This window comes from Candidatus Colwellia aromaticivorans (assembly GCF_003333305.1).
Taxonomy (GTDB): domain Bacteria; phylum Pseudomonadota; class Gammaproteobacteria; order Enterobacterales; family Alteromonadaceae; genus Colwellia; species Colwellia aromaticivorans.
In genome coordinates this window covers 63,145-80,941 of record NZ_QOLD01000085.1, presented here as the reverse complement: position 1 = coordinate 80,941, position 17,797 = coordinate 63,145, and the positions used below count along the sequence as shown (strand labels likewise).

Below are 17,797 nucleotides of genomic sequence, written 5' to 3'. Positions count from 1 at the left end.
ATGTTATGAAAGTATTACCCCGTAGTGCCTTTGGTCAAACTGTTTTACTTATCGGTTTTTTGCTGTTTGTGAATCAAGTCGTTTCTTATATTTCTTTTGCCTTGTATGTTATCGAGCCTAATCAGCAACAAATAAATCAATTATTAGCTAAGCAAATACGTGTTGTTTTTATTGATATAAAAGACGCCCGTATAAGCCCTAAAATGGCGGAAGCTTTTCATCGTGAAACAGGTATTGGTGTATATCGAGAAGCAGAAGCCCTTAAGTTAGGTTTAGGTTTAGCAGGTTATTACCCGTATCGCAGTGAGCAAATGTCTGAATTACTTGGCGGATTTGCCGAGGTACGAATTTCCCAAGGAGATGAATACCTTTTTTGGATTAGACCTCCGCAGGCTCCTAACCTGTGGGTAAAAATTCCTTTACTAGGATTAGAGGAGGCAAATTTTTCACCGTTAGTTATCTTTCTTGGTATTCTCGGTGTACTCAGTGTTGCAGGGGGCTGGTTATTTGTAAGGCAAATCAATAGACCGCTGAAATCTTTACAGCATGCCGCGGAGGATGTTGGTCGAGGTGATTTTCCTGAACCACTAATCGAGTATGGCACTTCTGAAATCATGGCGGTAACTCAAGCATTCAACCATATGTCAAAAGGTATCAAACAGTTGGAAGATGACAGAAACCTGTTAATGGCGGGTATTTCTCATGATTTACGAACTCCGTTAACACGTATACGTTTGGCCAGTGAAATGATGTCAGCGGAAGATGAGTTTTTAAAGGATGGTATTGAGAAGGATATTGATGATATGAATAATATCATTGATCAATTTATTGACTATATACGTCATGACTCGAAAGATAAAGCGGTACTTGGTGACTTAAATGTATTGGTTGAAGAAGTTGTTAGTGTTGAAATACCGGCAAATAGAAATATGCACATTATTACTAAAGAGTGCCCTAAAATTCCATTGCGTCATGTGGCTGTTAAGCGCGCATTAGCCAATTTAATTCAAAATGCGTTGCGCTACACTGAGGGCGATATAGATATTTCTACTGGTGTAGATAAACGTAAAGGCTATGCTTATTTTATTGTTAGTGATCAGGGAGACGGTATTCCTGAGGCTGATATTGAACGTTTATTTCAACCCTTTACCCAAGGTGATAAAGCGAGGGGTACAGAAGGTAGCGGTTTAGGTTTAGCGATTATTAAACGTATAGTTGATACGCATGGTGGTAATGTTGAATTATCTAATAAGCCTGAAGGTGGTTTACAAGCTAAGGTCAGCTTGCCATTAAAGTTCTAGTGTTTTTACAAGTATTGGTTTGTTAACTAAAAAGTCACTAATAATTACTTATTAGTGACTTTTTTGTTCTATACCCGTTCCACTTGAAATGCTCGTTTCAGGAAGTCTGAGCGTTTCATAATCAAGGCACATTTTTTTATTAAGGGTTATTCAGGAGAATATTCTCCTGAACAACCATTCTCTTCAATCAATGTCTTGCCTAAAGGCGTTTCTAATTCCAGCTGAATCATGCATCTTCAAGCGGAACGGGTATATATGTTCGTAACTGTAATTTCTAAATTGTAACTTAGAAATTAATTACAGTTGTGGTCCTGCAATAACTAATGCTTTACCATTATCAGTATCAGTGAACTTATCAAAGTTATTAACAAAACGGTTAGCTAAATCAACCGCTTTAGTGTGCCATTCATTAGCGTCTTCATAAGTATTTCTTGGGTCAAGAATATCACCTTCAACACCTGCAACTGTATTTGGAACTTCTAAATTGAACATCGGAATAACCGTTGTTTCAGTTTTATCAATTGAGCCATCTAAAATAGAATCAATAATTGCACGAGTCGCTTTGATTGAAATACGCTTACCTGTGCCATTCCAACCGGTATTCACTAAATAGGCTTCTGCACCTACATCTGTCATGCGTTTACGAAGTACTTCTGCATATTGAGTTGGATGCAAGCTTAAGAATGCCGCGCCGAAACAACTTGAGAAAGCAGGTGTTGGTTCGGTTATACCACGTTCAGTACCGGCAAGTTTAGCCGTAAAGCCAGACAAGAAGTAATATTCTGTTTGCGCAGGTGTTAATTTAGCTACCGGTGGTAATACACCAAAAGCATCAGCCGTTAAGAAAATTACTTTCTTAGCATGACCAGCACGAGATACAGGTTTAACTATGTTATCAATGTGATGAATTGGGTAAGAAACACGTGTGTTTTCAGTTTTTGAGTTATCGTCAAAATCTATTTTGCCTTCAGCGTCAACGGTAACGTTTTCTAATAAAGCATCACGACGAATAGCGTTGTAAATATCTGGTTCATTTTCTTTGCTTAGGTTAATTGTTTTCGCGTAACAACCACCTTCAAAGTTAAATACACCATTATCATCCCAACCATGTTCATCATCACCAATTAATTGGCGTTTAGGATCTGTTGAAAGTGTAGTTTTACCTGTGCCCGATAAGCCAAAGAAAATTGCAGTGTCACCGTCTTTACCAACGTTAGCACTACAGTGCATAGAAGCAATACCTTGTAGCGGAAGGTAATAGTTCATCATTGAGAACATACCCTTTTTCATTTCGCCGCCGTACCATGTACCACCAATCAATTGCACTTTTTCAGTTAAGTTGAATGCAACAAAGTTTTCAGAGTTAAGACCTTGTTCTTGCCACTTATCATTAACCGTTTTAGCACCGTTCATTACGATAAAATCTGGTTCGTAAGTTTTTAATTCTTCGTCACTTGGGCGAATGAACATGTTTTTAACAAAATGGGCTTGCCATGCAACTTGCGTAATGAAGCGTACTTTTAAACGTGTCGCTTCATCAGCGCCACAATAAGTATCAACAACAAATAAACGTTCACCAGAAAGTTGTGTGGTTACTAAGCCTTTTAAATGATCCCATGTTTCAGGCGTCATTGGTTTGTTATCATTTTTACCTTGATCAGACCACCAAACGGTATCGCGTGTTACATCATCACGTACAATATATTTATCTTTAGGAGAGCGACCTGTAAAAATACCAGTGTCGACATTAACTGCACCGAGCTCAGTCACTACACCCTTATCAAAACCTTCTAGATCAGCTTTTGTTTCTTCACTAAAAAGCAACTCATAAGATGGGTTGTAAACAACTTCTGTAACATCATTAATGCCATATTGTGACAAATCAATTGAGTTTTCTGGGGCGGTCATAGCGAATTCACTCCTAAGGTGTGACTGATTTTAATTTGTAGTTAAGTCTAAAAATTTCATTGTATTTAATAAGGCGACATTCTATGGGATTAAGCACCAAAACGAAAGTAAAAAATAACCTAAGATGAAAGTTTTCAGTATAAGCAACAGAAATAGTGAGAATAGCGAGATATTTCTTGTAGGTAATTTTACAACAATAATAAGGGTAAGGGCTAGGAGGGGGCAGGAGTTGTACACTCTTTTAGCTGGTATTAGGTAATAATTATCCAAAAGAGTGCTTTATATAAAAACAATAGACTAAAATGAAAGTTTGTAACTAATGTATATCTTTCGAAATGAAACTTTTTAAATCTTCATAAAAAAAGTCATAAGTGGTTAAGCAATAATCACAAGTCATCGATATTTTACTTTGTTCCGCCAGTATTGATTCAATTTCAGTTGGCTCTATCTGTGAAATAGCCCCTAAACATTTAACGCGTGAACAGCCGCATTGGTAGCTGACAGCTTGTGGGTCAAATAAGCTAACTTTTTCTTGGTGGTATAAACGGTATAATAAAGCTTGTGCTTCAAGTGAAAAGATTTCATCGGGTCTAATGCTATTTGTTAATTGCGCTATATGTTCAAAGTCACTCTCTTGCTTAGTCAAATTTTCGCTGCTGCCGTCTCCATCAGGTAATAGCTGTATTAAACTACCGGCAACTTGCTGTTTAGCATCATCACTAAAAAGCCAAATTTTAGTGGGGATTTGCTCAGACACATCAAAGTAATGCGCTAAACACTCAGCCAGTGTTGCTGCTTCTAACGCAACCACACCTTGATAAGCTTCACCTTTTTCCGGTCTTATAGTAATAACCATGGTGCCTTTGCCAATAAGTTGATGTAATGAGTTGGCCGTTGTTTGCTCTTGTTCAGGTTTTAACTTGGCAATACCGCGCATTTTTTGATTATGATCACCGTTAACAGACATGTAACCAATAGGGCCATCACCTTGCAGTTGCACAGTGATTTCTCCTTCAAATTTCAATGTTGCAGTGAGTAAACAAGTCGCAGCCATTAATTCACCAAGTAACAAACGAACACCAATTGGGTAGTTGTGGTTTTTAATAATGCTTTGGTAGCTATTACTTAATTGTACTAACTCGCCACGTACGTGCATGTCATTAAATAAATAGCGATTAAGCACGTCTGTGGCCGCAATCGTATTTTTAGTTATGTCGGTATTAGACATAGTGCTTATATCCTTTCTTTAAATTCTCTAAGTTTTCGACGTTGCTTTTTGTCGGGTTTAGTGTCGCTTGCGGGGCTGAGCAATATACCCTGCTTACGCGCTAAGCTATTTTTTTCTCTTGTTTCTATGCTTTGACTGGTTTCTTCATATAAGCTTTGAGCAAAAGTTGCGTCACGACGCTGATCCGCTAAGGCGATCACTTCAACTTCTTTTTCATCAAAACCCTGACGAATCCTTATCGAATCACCAATAACAACAGACTTGCCTGATTTGGTTCGTTGACCATTATAAAAGACTTTACCACCATCAATCATTTGCTTAGCAATGGCACGAGTTTTAAAAAAACGCGCTGCCCAAAGCCACTTGTCTAATCGGGTTGAACTATTCTCATTTGCTATTGCCATAGAAGATTGCTTTTTTATAAGTAAAGTAGACCAAAAGTGCACGCATAAATTTTGCTGAAAATAACATATTTTAGCCCACACTTCGTCTATTATATTAAGGTGAATGTAAATAATAGTTAATAATTATGTGCTTTGCTTGTTGCGGAGCTAATGCTCAAGTATTATCAAGCAATTGGAGTTTTGAAAATAACGTGCTTTTTACCGTTATACTTCTCTTGATAGATGGTACAATCATTAGAGTAAAATAAAGATATGAATAAATGGCTATAAGCGATAACTTTACATTATTTGCCGCTAATTTGGCAAAATTACCTCAACAGAAAATAGCACAAGCTATTAGCTTATTGTTGTTAATTTACATTGCCTTTTTAGCCGCTAAAATAACGTGGTTGCTAGTGCCGCAAGCACCTATAACATCTACTTCAACACTATCGGCAGGTGTGAAGCAGACAAGTTCAACAGGACAGCATTTTAATTTATCTGCTTTGCAGTCACTTAACTTGTTTGGTCAATACAATGAGCAAGTAAAAGAAGTTGTTCAACAGATTACTGATGCACCAGTAACTCGCTTGAAGCTAACGTTGTCTGGTTTGGTTGCCAGTGATAAAACGGAGACTGCTGCAGCTATTATAGAATACCAAGGCAAGCAGGAAACCTATGGTATTGGTGATGTTATTTTAGGCACACGTGCTAGTCTTGAACAAGTACTCATTGACCGAGTGATCATTAAACAGTTAGGCCGTTTAGAAACCTTAATGCTTGATGGTGCTGATTATAACCAACCGGCTCAAAATATTGCTAATAAAAAAGAGACGATCAACGCAAGGGTTGATAATGGTTCCCGAAAAACGCTGAATAAAGCTAATGTGGTCGATCTCCGTTCGAATAATGAATTAACACGAAATGCAGTACAATTAAGGTCTGATATATCAAAAGATCCCGGAAAAATAACCGATTACTTGCGCATTTCTCCCGCTCGTGAAAATGGAAAAATTATTGGTTATCGATTATCTCCCGGTAAAAAACCTGAGTTTTTTAAATTATCAGGTTTAAAATCTGGCGATATAGCGGTGCAAATGAATGGTTATGATTTACGGGCACCCTTAGAAGCTGCGCAAGCACTGTCAGCGTTAAAAACAGAACGTGATATATCATTATTGATTGAGCGTAAAAATGATTTGATAGAGATACTTTTTAGTATTGACTAAATATAACAATAATTATTTATAAGATAAGAATAATAAGGAATTTTTCATGGGCACAACCTTAAACGTATTTGTGGTTAAGCAGTTAACTCATAAGTTTAAGCAACTCAAGCAATTATGCGTGATTTTGATAACAGCGCTTACTTTTAGTGGTGTTTTTGCTGTTGGGCAAGCGAGTGCCAATCAATATTCACCGAGTTTTAAAAATACTGACATTGTTGAATTTGTAACAATTGTCGGTAAAAACCTGAAAAAAACCATGATTGTTGACCCTAATGTGCGGGGTAAAGTTAATGTGCGTAGTTATGATATTTTAACGGAAGAGCAATACTATCAATTTTTCCTGAATGTGCTCGAAGTTTACGGCTTTGCCGCTGTGAAAATGAATAATAATATAATCAAAATCATTCGAAATAAAGATGCTAAAACTTCATCGATTCCTGTTGTTGGTAGCAAAAGTGGCATTATTGGTGATGAGATGGTTACCCGTATTGTTGAAGTGAAAAATGTCACGGTGCGTGAGTTAGTACCGCTACTACGTCAATTATCCGATCAAGCAGGTGGTGGTAATGTTACTAATTACGATCCTGCTAACGTGATTATGCTTACAGGTACAGCGGCAACAGTAAATCGCCTAGTAAAAATTATTGAAAGAGTCGATAGAGCAGGCGATCAAGATGTAGAAATTATCAAGCTGCATTATGCTTCAGCGGGTGAAATGGTGCGTATTATTGAAGCCATGAATAAGCCGACTAGTGGTAAAGCAGGCCAGCCAACGTTTTTAATTCCAAAAATTGTTGCCGATGATCGCAGCAATAGCGTTATTGTTAGTGGCGAAGTGAAAGCACGAGAACGTGTTATTCGTTTAGTTAAACGCTTAGATAGTGAATTAGAAACGAGTGGTAATACTCGCGTTTATTATCTTAAATATTCTAAAGCAGAAGATCTCGTTAAAGTGCTTAATGGTGTTAGTAAAACGATTGCCTCTGAAGGCGCCACAACGAACTCAAAGTCGCGTAGCAAATCACAAGCTGAAACCAGCATTGAAGCGCATGAGTCAACTAATTCTTTAGTTATTACTGGCCAGCCCGATATGCTACGTTCATTAGAGTCGGTTATTCGTCAACTAGATGTGCCTCGTGCACAAGTGCATATTGAAGCGATAATTGTTGAGGTGTTTGAAACTGACGGTGTGCAACTTGGTGTGCAATGGTACAGCGAGCAAGGTGCTTTTACACAGTTTACCAATGGTCCAGCGCCTATTACTAGTATAGGCGCAGCAAGTAAAGCGGCGGAAGGTGAAAAAGGTACTACCATCATTAAGGAAAATGGCGATACGATAAAAAACCCAGATACCAATGGTGATTATACATTGTTAGCACAATTATTAGGCTCCGTTAGCGGTGGCATGTTTGGCATTATGAAAAATGACTGGGGCGCTATTGTGCAAGCAGTAAGCTCTGATAGTAATTCAAATATTTTAGCAACTCCCAGTATTACCACACTCGATAATGAAGAGGCTTACTTTTTAGTAGGTCAAGAAGTACCTATTATAACTGGTTCACAAACAGGTAGTAATAATAGTAATCCTTTTCAAACTGTAGATAGACAAGAAGTGGGTATCAAGTTATTAGTAACACCACAAATTAATGAAGGCAATAGCGTACAGCTCACCATAGAACAAGAGGTTTCTTCAGTGAGCGGTGCTACCGGGGTTGATATTTCTATTAATAAACGAGAAATCAAAACAACCGTTATGGTGGAGAGTGGTGCAACGGTTGTTTTAGGTGGTTTGATTGATGAAGATGTACAAGAAAGTGTGCAAAAGGTGCCACTACTGGGTGATATCCCTATTATTGGTCACCTATTTAAATCGACGTCAAACAGCACTCGCAAACGTAATTTGATGGTATTTCTTCGTCCAACTATTATCAGCGACGCAGAAGTAATGAATACCATGGCTAAGGAAAAATATAACTTTATTCGTGCAGATCAAATCCGTAAGCAAGAGGAAGGTTTGTCATTAATGAGTAATTCAAAATTACCAATATTACCCAAATGGAATGATGATTTAGCATTGCCACCTTCTTTTGATGAATATCAAGATAAACTGCAGCAAGAGAAAGCGCATACACCGCAAGACAAGACAGTAGAAGGTAGTTTACCAAAAGAGAATAACGATTAATGTCTGAAGACCTTATTCAAGCTACCGAGGTAGCAGTACAACATAGTGAGCAATCAACTGAGCTTGATAACCATAAATTAAGCGCTATTGCTTGGCGTTTACCTTTCGCTTTTGCTAAACGTTATAGTGTTTTATTCAGTAAAAATGAAACAGGTTACGTTTTACACTGTCTAGCCAATATCAGTTTAGAAACCATTGTTGAAGTTCGACGTATTATTAAAGCCCCGTTTAGTTTTGATGTTCAAGATATCGCCTCGTTTGAATTGTTGCTAACGCAGGCTTATCAACGTGACTCTTCAGAAGCGCAACAAATGATGGAAGATATTGGTAATGAAGTAGACTTATATTCCCTTGCCGATGAAATCACAGAAAGCGAAGATTTATTAGAAAATGAAGATGATGCACCAATCATCAAATTGATCAATGCCATGCTCAGTGAAGCGATCAAAGAAAGTGCCAGTGATATCCATATTGAAACCTTTGAAAGTGCTTTGCAAATTCGTTTTCGCGTTGATGGTATTTTACGTGAAGTCTTAAAACCTAATCGAAAATTAGCGTCTTTATTGGTTTCGCGTATAAAAGTGATGGCAAAATTGGATATTGCTGAAAAACGTATTCCACAAGATGGCCGTATTTCGCTGCGAATTGGTGGTAGAGCGGTGGATGTTCGAGTATCCACTATGCCAACAGGGCATGGTGAGCGTGTCGTATTACGTTTGCTCGATAAAAATGCGGCTAGATTAGACCTTGAAGACTTAGGCATGACCGATAATAACCGTGCTAATTTCTCAACCTTGATAGAAAAACCGCACGGTATTATTTTGGTTACAGGCCCCACAGGCTCAGGTAAAAGTACTACGCTGTATGCCGGATTAACCCAAATTGATGCCAAGGAACGCAATATTTTAACCGTTGAAGATCCCATAGAATTTGCCATTGAAGGTATTGGTCAAACGCAAGTAAATACGAAAGTAGACATGACCTTTGCTCGTGGTTTACGCGCTATTTTACGTCAAGATCCTGATGTGGTGATGGTAGGCGAAATTCGTGACCTAGAAACAGCACAAATTGCTGTGCAAGCTAGTTTAACTGGGCACATGGTGTTATCTACCTTGCATACTAATACGGCAGCAGGTGCTATTACTCGTATGGAAGATATGGGGGTTGAACCCTTTTTGTTATCATCAAGTTTATTGGGTGTTTTGGCGCAACGATTAGTCAGAACCCTGTGTCCTCATTGTCGTATGAGTCATTTACCTGATGAAGAAGAATGTGCTTTACTTGGTTTACCAAAGAATAATAGCCAAAATATATATCGCGCTACTGGTTGTGCTGAGTGTAATTTTAAAGGTTATCGAGGCAGAACAGGTATTCATGAATTGTTGGTGGTTGACGATACGGTTCGGGAAATAATTCATAACGGTCATGGTGAACAGGCTATTGAAAAATATATTCGTCAACATACCGCTTCTATTCGCCGTGATGGTTTTGATAAAGTCATGTTAGGCAAAACCACTTTAGAAGAAGTATTACGCGTAACGCGAGAAGATTAATGGCCGCTTTTGATTACCAAGCCGTAGACAGTAAAGGCAAAACTAAAAAAGGTGTTATTGAAGGTGATACCCCAAGGCAAGCACGGGCATTACTTCGTGAGCAGGGTTTAATGCCGACAGAAGTTGTACCGACTTTAGCCAGTAAACAAAAAAAAACAGGAAAAACGAATAACCGAAGTAATAAAGGCAAAGTATCTGCTGCTGAACTGGCATTAATCACTCGTCAATTAGCTACCTTAGTTGAGTCGGGTTTACCCCTTGAAGAAGCATTAGTCGCCATCGCTGAACAAGGTGAAAAAAACACTATTAAAAGTATGATCATGGGAGTGCGCACTAAAGTTACCGAAGGTTATGGTTTGGCAGAAAGTATGGCTGAATACCCGAAAGTATTTAACCACCTTTATCGTGCCATGGTTGCCGCGGGAGAAAAATCAGGCCATTTAGATAAAGTATTGAATCGGCTAGCTGATTATACCGAACAACGAGAACAAATGCGTTCACAACTCATTCAAGCATTGGTTTACCCTGTTATTATGACCGTTGTTGCTATTGGTGTTATTGCTATTTTATTAACGAAAGTGGTGCCACAAATTGTGGGTCAATTTGAACACATGGGCGCTAGCCTTCCCAGTTCAACGAAGCTTTTAATTGCCAGTAGTGATTTCTTACAAGCCAATGGTTTTTATATTATGTTATTTATTGCGATAATCATGTTGTTGCTCTCGCAATTATTGAAAAATCCAAAGTTTGAGATGGCTTATCATCAACGAGTTATAGCGTTTCCGGGTATAGGGAAAGTTGTTAAAGGTCTTAATACTGCTCGTTTTGCTCGTACGTTAAGTATACTTTCAGCGAGTGCAGTGCCTTTATTAGAAAGCATGAAGATTTCAGGTGAAGTACTTGATAATTTATATATTAAGCAGCAAGTTAAATTAGCGGCTGACAAAGTTCGCGAAGGGACTAGCTTACGTTTGTCGTTAGAACAAACTAAACTATTTCCCCCTATGATGTTGCATATGATTGCCAGTGGTGAAAAAAGTGGTCAGCTTGAGCAAATGTTAGGTCGTGCTGCAGACAACCAAGATAAAGAATTTGAAGCATTAATGAATATATCATTGAAAGCTTTTGAACCTGCCCTTATGGTAGTCATGGCAGGGGTAGTATTATTTATAGTGATGGCAATATTAGAGCCGATATTGCAATTGAATACCTTTGTTGGCGGCTAGTCTTTCAACAATAGCAGGGAAAACGCTAAGTACCGCTCATCCTGAGCACAAGCAGTCGAAGCGCCGTAAATTAGTTCACGTTAATAGGACGTTAGGAATAAAGAAATGAATAAACAAAAAACGCAAGGTTTTACCTTATTAGAAGTCATGGTAGTGATTGTCATCATCGGCATGATGTTAAGTGTGGTAGTACCAAACTTAATGGGTAGCCAAAACACGGCTAAGTTACAAAAAACCGTACAAGATGTAACTGCACTAGAAAACTCTTTAAGCATGTATAAATTAGATAATTATGACTATCCAAGTACAGAGCAAGGGTTAGAGGCGTTAACGGAACAAACCGATATAGAGCCTATTCCACGCCGTTTTCCTGAGGGTGGTTATGTTAAACGTTTACCTAAAGACCCTTGGGGTAACGAATATATTTTATTGAATCCAGGTGAGCAAGGTAAAATGGATGTGTTTTCATCAGGACCTGATGGCGAAGTTGGAACAGAAGATGATATAGGTAATTGGAACCTCGGCGATTATCAGTAGTAAGCTTTCACCTTGTTGCTGTAAAATCCAATTTAGTCGGCAAAAGTACTCATTGACTAACGTCAACTCCGTGCTTTTTTCTTTAAATTGAATCATACAGCTTAAAGGAGAAGCCTACTTTTAGCTGCAACTTTAGAAAAGCTAAATACCAGACATGAAAAATCATTATTCGTTATTCTCTCCATCCAAAACAAAAACCAGAGGCTTCACCTTGCTTGAAGTCTTGGTGGTCATTGCGCTAATAGGGTTGATTATTTCTAGTATACAGTTTAATTTTTCTGGTAAACGTCCCGAAGACACCTTAAAAAAAGTCAGTTACCAATTTACGGCGTTATTTGAAAATGCCGCCAATTATGGTTTGTTAAATAATGTTGAGCTTGGCTTGTATATTGATAAAAGCAGCTATCGTTTCTTAGGATACGATGGCATTAAGTGGAGTGAAATAGCGCAGCAAGATTGGTTAGCGACACAAGAATTACCTGAAGGAGTCACCTTAACACTCACGTTGGATGATTTACCCATAGAAGAGCCGCTACTCTTTGATTCATCAGTATTTAAAGATCAAAATGAAGAATACCTCTCTTTTAAAGCAATTGAAGAAGCAAAAAACGCAGAACAAGAAAAACAACTATTACCGCAAGTCTATATTTTATCCGGTGGTGATATAACCCCTTTTAGTCTAACGTTTCATTTTACCGAAGACGCCTCGTTATATGATGATTTATCTGAGCTAGGTTATCGCGTAACCGGTATTTATAGTACGCCGCTAACGGTAGAAGGGCCGGTGTTAGATGATTGACTATAGACAATCGAAAAAATCATTTGGCTTCACGTTAATTGAAGTGATGCTGGCGATGGCTGTTTTCTCTATTGCAGGCATAGCGTTACTCAGTGCAGCCACCAATAATGCGCGTAATATTGGTTATCTAGAAGACAAAATGTTCGCTAACTGGATTGCTGCTAATCAACTAGTTGCAACGCATTTAGTGGAAAAATGGCCACCAAAAAATAATTTAAAAGGTGAAGTTGAATTTGCCGACAGGGCATGGTTTTGGCAACAAAAAGTGTTAAAAACTACTGACAACGATATGCGTGCAATTGTAATGGAAGTTCGTCTAAAAGAAGATGATGAACTTGCTATTAGCAGTTTAACTACCTATGTTTCTAAGGTGGGGAAATAATGCAGAGTTACAATTTTAAAGGCTTCACTTTACTCGAAGTATTAATTGCCATTGCTATTTTTTCCCTTATTAGTTTATCAAGTTTTACTATTTTTGATACGGTACTTAGTGGTGATGAAAAAGCAAAACAACGTAGCGAACGTCATAATGAATTACAGCGAGCCTTTGTAATTATAGAACGAGATCTTATCCAGATTGCTCGTCGGAGCATTCGTTTAAATGGTGAATCCCCTTTGAATAACTTTTTACAAACGTCAGGGGATGTTAATTTATCGGATGAGCAAGCTCTTGCTTTTGTTCGTCATGGTTGGACAAATCCGGGTCTATTATTACCGCGCAGTGATATGCAAGCTGTGTCGTATCAGTTAGTTGATGAAACGCTAGAGCGATTACATTTTAATTTTGTTGATGCCGTAGTCGGTGAAGAGGCGAAAGTAAGACCACTAATAAGTGATGTTTCGGCATTAATATTTGAATTTTATGATGGTAAAAAATGGCAAGAAACGTGGTCAGAAGAGTCTTTACCATTAGCCATTGCTATTGAAGTTGACACGAAAGATTATGGCGTTATTCGTCGACAATTCTTAGTTTCCGGTAGTAGTGTCACGACAAAAAATATAGCATCAGGTGAAAATCCATGAGCGTCTCATTATCAAAATATCACAAGCAAAAAGGGGTAGCGTTAATTACCGTGATGTTAATTGTTGCCTTATGTGCTGTTATTGCCAGTCAAATGACTGCTCGTTTGCAAATGCAAATGCAACGTAGTGCTAATATTACTTTTAACCAACAAGCTTATTGGTACGCTATGGGTGCAGAGGCTTTTACCAAAAGGGTGTTAATAACTGCCTTTAAAAAGGATGAAGATGTTACTCATTTAGGGCAGGTTTGGGCGCAAGGTGAAATAACTTATCCTGTCGATTTTGGTGAAATATCGGGTGAAATACTTGATTTACAAAGCTGTCTCAACCTGAATGCACTTCGAGCTCCCTTAAGCAATACAGGTAACGTGAATGCGGCTAACAATAAACCAAAATCAAATGATAATAAAGTGCCAGCTCGACTTGCCTTTGAAACCTTATTGATCAATCTTCAGCTGGAGGGTATTAGCCAATTTGAAGCTGAATCAATGGCAGACTCATTAACTGATTGGTTAGATGAAAATAGCCGTATTAGTGGCTCAGGAGGCGCTGAAGATGATGATTATGCTTCTCGTGAGTTTCCATACCTTGCCGCTAATAATTTTTTAGCCAGTGTTAATGAGTTAAGAGTTGTTGCACATTTTACGCCTGCTATCATTAATGGAATCAAACCTTATGTCTGTGTCATACCTGACAGTGATCAACACAAAATAAACATTAACACTATAACTGCAGAACGACCGGAACTACTGCAAGCGTTGCTTGATTCTACTTTAGAAGAAGCTGAGCAAATATTGAGTGTTCGAGGAGATAAGGGCTTTGACGCCATTGAAGATTTTTATAATTTGCCTGAAGTGATCAAGTTAAAGAATAGTGACAGTAACAAAGATCAGTTTGTAGTTGATAGCGAATACTTTACACTAAAAGCTAGCGCCAGTTTTAATAATAGTTTTTTTGTTATGAACTCGGTAATGAAAATAACGAATAATAAACATATTGATGTGATCAGCCGCACCATAGGACGCAATTAATGGCCGAAATTTTATATATACGCTTAGGTAGTCAAGCTCAAGATGAGATCTCTTGGTTAGTTTTTAGCTCTATCGAGCAAGAAATTATTGCCAGTGGCGTATTAACGAGTGCGGAGCAGTTAACTGAATTAACGGCTAAAGCACAGCAACGTTTGGTTAACATTTTTGTACCAGGTAATGATGTGCTATTAAAACGTGTATCTATGCCAACTAAGTCACAACGTTCCATGCGTGCTGCAGTGCCTTACATGCTAGAAGAGGAATTGGCGCAAGACGTAGATGACTTGTTTTTTGCTTATGCTGATAATGCCAGTGATGATGACGAAAATAATTGTTTTGTTGCTGTCGTTGAACGCGCTCAAATGCAAATGTGGTTAACGTGGTTGGCTGATGCAGAAATTAAGGTAAAAACACTTCAATCTGAAGTGCTAGCTATGCCCTATAAACAAGGAGAATGGAGCGCTATTGCTTTGCATTCTTCAGAAAAAACCTCAGGTAATGCGGTAAACCAAGTTGTGATACGCCAAGGCGAATGGCAAGGGTGTACGCTTGATAGCGAAGCATGGAAATTTGCCGCAGAGAATATTTTTTCAAATCAAGCACATTCAAAGTATCCGGATGGAGATAAAGAGAATAATGTAATCACCCTGAATGCTTATTCTGAACTGCCAAACATACAAAACCTTGCTAGTAATATTACGGTGATTAAAGACGAAGAAGAGCTACCTTTGGCCTTGTTTGCGCAGCATTGTCAGCGTAGTCCGTTTAATTTATTGCAAGGCGAATTTAAAATTAAAGAGCAAGGCTCTATCGCTTTAACTAATTGGTTATGGGCTGCAGGAATCGCTTTGTGTGCCTTATTATTGAATGTTGGTTATAAAAGTACCCAACTGTGGCAATTTTCTGCGCAACAAGAGCAAGTAGAAGAACAAATTATTGCACGTTATAAAAAAACTTTTCCTAGTACTAAAAAAGTACGTATTGGTACGATAAAATCACAGCTAAATAAAAAAATTGCCCAGCTAGGTGGTGCAAGTGATAGCACAGGTTTTCTAAGTATGCTGTCAAAAGTGCAGCCGGCCTTTGCTAAGGTGCCAGCTTTAAAACCTGAGTCGTTAAAATTTGATGGTAAAAGACATGAATTACGGCTACAAGCAATAGCGAATGATTATCAACATTTCGAACGTTTTCAGGCGGTTCTTAATAGTGCCAACCTAGCGGTAAAACAAGGTGCACAAAAGAACCAAGGTAATCAAGTTACGGGTTCGTTTAGTATTACTACTAAGCAAAGTAGTACAAGTAAGGGGCGCTCATAATGGATTTATCTTCAATAAAATCATGGTGGCAAGGGCTTAATATACGCGAGCAACGATTAGTAATAGTGATGGGCTTAGTGTTTTCTGCCTTTTTACTTTATAGCTCAATATGGCAACCGTTAAATGAAAGCCTAGCGAAAACAGAGCAAAAACTTGCTAGCCGACAAGCATTATTAACCTGGGTTACTGAAAATACTGCTCGTTATCAAAATATCAAATCAACGGGTGGCGGTACGAAAAATAGTGGTAGTTTATCTAGTATTATTAATCGTACAGCAAATCAACAACAACTAACGATTACTCGCATGCAACCCCAAGGAGAGAGCTTGCAAGTATGGCTTGATAATGCTCCTTTTACCTCGTTGTTATTTTGGCTTGAGCACTTGGCTAATAACGAAAACTTGCAAGTACAAGCTATCGACTTAGCGCAAAGTGACAAACAAGGTGAAGTACGTGTTCGTCGTTTACAATTAGGTCGAAAGTAGCGATTCATTTTAGCCGCTAATTTAACGCTAAGCTAAATATAAGCGTTATAAATATTTACAGTAGAGAAAATAAATGAAAAAGAAGTTTGCCATCGGCGTTGTTTTTTTAATGACTTACCTTGGCTTTTTAGTCGCGACATTGCCGGCAACAGTATTGTTTAACCAAATGTCATTACCTAAGAATATTTCGTTATCAGGCGTGAGTGGTAGTGTATGGAAAACAAGTATTGAGCAAGTTTTTGTTGGTAACGTGGAGATTAAAAAAATCAAATCGGAGTTAAGTTTTTGGTCTTTATTTTCGTTAGCACCTAGATTGCCAGTCACTTTTGGTGATTCTTTATTAGCAGGCCCTGAAGGCGAAGTTGACATTACTTTTTCTCAGGGAAAAATTGAAATTGAAAATTTAAGTTTATTGCTTAAGGCCAACGAAATTGCTCAGCAATTGACTTTGCCTTTACCTGTTACGGCGAAAGGTGATGTGGAAATAACGCTATATCACGCTGCCATTAACATCGAAGATAACAATAAATGTATCGCTGCTGATGGACTAGTCACGTGGTCAAAAGCAGGCGTGATTGCATTAGAACAAAATATCCAACTAGGTAACTTTACGGCCAAAATTGCCTGCGAAGAGGGTGCTTTAGCATTGCTATTGTCACCCCAAAATGATTTAGGCTTAACCCTTAACGCTTATGCGCGTCAAGGTGGGCGTGTTTCAGGCAATGGTTTTTTAAAGCCCGGCGCTAAATTTCCACAGACACTTAATAGTGTACTGCCATTTTTAGGACGAAAAGATAGCCAAGGGCGCTATCGATTATCTTTTTAGAGAATCTTTTTAGATAAGAGACTTTATCGGATTTGCTAAAATATCTTTAGTTAGCTGTCGGTAATCTGAAATTGAAGTAAAGTCAGCGAAGCTATTCGCGGGCTTTTTACTGTCTGGATTCTCTACTGCTAAAATATGTTTAATGCCATATTTTTGTGCAGACTTTAATACTGGCAAGCTATCATCAACAAATAACGTTTTATTTACATCAAACCCTTGTTTGGCTTGCAGTCTTTGCCAAAGAAGCTGGGACTCTTTTACTACGCCAAATTCATGGGTTGAATAAAGTACATCAAAATACTTATCTAATTGAGTACGTTCAATTTTTAATGATAGGGCGTCAGGGTGAGCATTGGTTACTAGAATAACTTCGCGACCACTTTGCTTTAATACCGTTAGAAACTCGTCAGCATCTTCACGTAATTGAATTAAATGCTGTATTTCGCGTTTTATCAGCGGAATTGGCATTTGGGTAAACTCAGTCCAATAATCTAAGCAATACCACTCAATAGTGCCAGTAAGTTCTTGATAGTGACCAATGAGTTTTTGTTTCGCCTCTTCAACGCTAATGCCGTGCTGTTCACTATAGCGAGCAGGAAAGTGCTCTAACCAAAAGTGGTTATCAAAGTGTAAATCTAAAATTGTTCCATCCATATCGAGTAAAACAGTAGAGATTTTTGACCAATTGAGCATTTAGAGGTTCCATAATTGATGTTTATCGTGTCATTATAACTGTATTCAAATGAATTAATAATTAATCTTGAAAGCTT

Annotated in this window: 17 protein-coding genes; 13 read left to right on the top strand and 4 right to left on the bottom strand. The window is 38.2% G+C overall.

Going from position 1 to position 17,797, the window contains the following annotated elements:
- The first annotated feature begins 5 nt into the window (after positions 1 to 5).
- Positions 6 to 1,301 (top strand): two-component system sensor histidine kinase EnvZ, encoded by a 1,296-nt coding sequence (gene envZ / locus DWA31_RS14090; protein ID WP_114327210.1) that lies wholly within the window; start codon positions 6 to 8, stop codon positions 1,299 to 1,301.
- A 297-nt stretch (positions 1,302 to 1,598) separates the two neighbouring features.
- Here the strand turns inward: envZ and pckA are convergent, their stop codons facing one another.
- The 3 genes from pckA to hslR form a co-directional block, all read right to left on the bottom strand.
- A complete protein-coding gene (gene pckA / locus DWA31_RS14085) occupies positions 1,599 to 3,209 on the bottom strand; it encodes a phosphoenolpyruvate carboxykinase (ATP) (RefSeq protein WP_114327209.1) in 1,611 nt (536 codons plus the stop codon).
- 316 nt (positions 3,210 to 3,525) lie between these two features.
- Positions 3,526 to 4,407, bottom strand: coding sequence for an Hsp33 family molecular chaperone HslO (gene hslO / locus DWA31_RS14080; RefSeq protein ID WP_114327236.1), 882 nt, complete (start codon positions 4,405 to 4,407; stop codon positions 3,526 to 3,528).
- Positions 4,408 to 4,442: 35 nt separating this feature from the next.
- Positions 4,443 to 4,841, bottom strand: coding sequence for a ribosome-associated heat shock protein Hsp15 (gene hslR / locus DWA31_RS14075; protein WP_114327208.1), 399 nt, complete (start codon positions 4,839 to 4,841; stop codon positions 4,443 to 4,445).
- Positions 4,842 to 5,101: 260 nt separating this feature from the next.
- On the opposite strand from hslR, the gene gspC reads away from it, so the two are divergent.
- The 12 genes from gspC (at position 5,102) to DWA31_RS14015 (ending at position 17,027) form a co-directional block, all read left to right on the top strand.
- Entirely contained in the window at positions 5,102 to 6,049 is a 948-nt protein-coding gene (gene gspC / locus DWA31_RS14070; protein ID WP_114327207.1) for a type II secretion system protein GspC, read from the top strand.
- Positions 6,050 to 6,095: 46 nt separating this feature from the next.
- Positions 6,096 to 8,231 carry a type II secretion system secretin GspD gene (gene gspD, locus DWA31_RS14065; RefSeq protein ID WP_114327206.1) on the top strand — a complete coding sequence of 712 codons (2,136 nt, stop codon included), beginning with the start codon at positions 6,096 to 6,098 and terminating at the stop codon, positions 8,229 to 8,231.
- Positions 8,231 to 9,784 carry a type II secretion system ATPase GspE gene (gspE, locus tag DWA31_RS14060; RefSeq protein ID WP_114327205.1) on the top strand — a complete coding sequence of 518 codons (1,554 nt, stop codon included), beginning with the start codon at positions 8,231 to 8,233 and terminating at the stop codon, positions 9,782 to 9,784. The genes gspD and gspE overlap by 1 nt, the downstream gene beginning before the upstream one ends.
- Entirely contained in the window at positions 9,784 to 11,010 is a 1,227-nt protein-coding gene (gspF, locus tag DWA31_RS14055; protein WP_114327204.1) for a type II secretion system inner membrane protein GspF, read from the top strand. Before gspE ends, gspF begins: the two co-directional genes overlap by 1 nt.
- A 105-nt stretch (positions 11,011 to 11,115) precedes the next feature.
- Positions 11,116 to 11,547, top strand: coding sequence for a type II secretion system major pseudopilin GspG (gene gspG, locus DWA31_RS14050; RefSeq protein WP_114327203.1), 432 nt, complete (start codon positions 11,116 to 11,118; stop codon positions 11,545 to 11,547).
- Between the two features lie 154 nt (positions 11,548 to 11,701).
- The gene (gene gspH / locus DWA31_RS14045) at positions 11,702 to 12,346 is read left to right on the top strand and encodes a type II secretion system minor pseudopilin GspH (protein ID WP_114327202.1); all 645 of its coding nucleotides are present in this window, start codon (positions 11,702 to 11,704) and stop codon (positions 12,344 to 12,346) included.
- Complete coding sequence (gene gspI / locus DWA31_RS14040; RefSeq protein WP_114327201.1) at positions 12,339 to 12,728, top strand: type II secretion system minor pseudopilin GspI; 390 nt, start codon at positions 12,339 to 12,341, stop codon at positions 12,726 to 12,728. Before gspH ends, gspI begins: the two co-directional genes overlap by 8 nt.
- Entirely contained in the window at positions 12,728 to 13,369 is a 642-nt protein-coding gene (gene gspJ, locus DWA31_RS14035) for a type II secretion system minor pseudopilin GspJ (RefSeq protein ID WP_114327200.1), read from the top strand. The genes gspI and gspJ overlap by 1 nt, the downstream gene beginning before the upstream one ends.
- The gene (gene gspK, locus DWA31_RS14030) at positions 13,366 to 14,400 is read left to right on the top strand and encodes a type II secretion system minor pseudopilin GspK (protein ID WP_114327199.1); all 1,035 of its coding nucleotides are present in this window, start codon (positions 13,366 to 13,368) and stop codon (positions 14,398 to 14,400) included. The genes gspJ and gspK overlap by 4 nt, the downstream gene beginning before the upstream one ends.
- Positions 14,400 to 15,716, top strand: coding sequence for a type II secretion system protein GspL (gspL, locus tag DWA31_RS14025; RefSeq protein ID WP_114327198.1), 1,317 nt, complete (start codon positions 14,400 to 14,402; stop codon positions 15,714 to 15,716). Before gspK ends, gspL begins: the two co-directional genes overlap by 1 nt.
- Positions 15,716 to 16,201 carry a type II secretion system protein GspM gene (gene gspM, locus DWA31_RS14020; protein ID WP_245942629.1) on the top strand — a complete coding sequence of 162 codons (486 nt, stop codon included), beginning with the start codon at positions 15,716 to 15,718 and terminating at the stop codon, positions 16,199 to 16,201. The genes gspL and gspM overlap by 1 nt, the downstream gene beginning before the upstream one ends.
- Before the next feature lie 73 nt (positions 16,202 to 16,274).
- Positions 16,275 to 17,027, top strand: coding sequence for a type II secretion system protein N (locus DWA31_RS14015; protein WP_114327197.1), 753 nt, complete (start codon positions 16,275 to 16,277; stop codon positions 17,025 to 17,027).
- Positions 17,028 to 17,036: 9 nt separating this feature from the next.
- On the opposite strand, the gene yrfG is transcribed toward DWA31_RS14015, so the two are convergent.
- Positions 17,037 to 17,720: a GMP/IMP nucleotidase gene (gene yrfG / locus DWA31_RS14010; RefSeq protein WP_114327196.1), complete on the bottom strand. Its 684-nt coding sequence runs from the start codon at positions 17,718 to 17,720 to the stop codon at positions 17,037 to 17,039.
- Positions 17,721 to 17,797 lie beyond the last annotated feature (77 nt).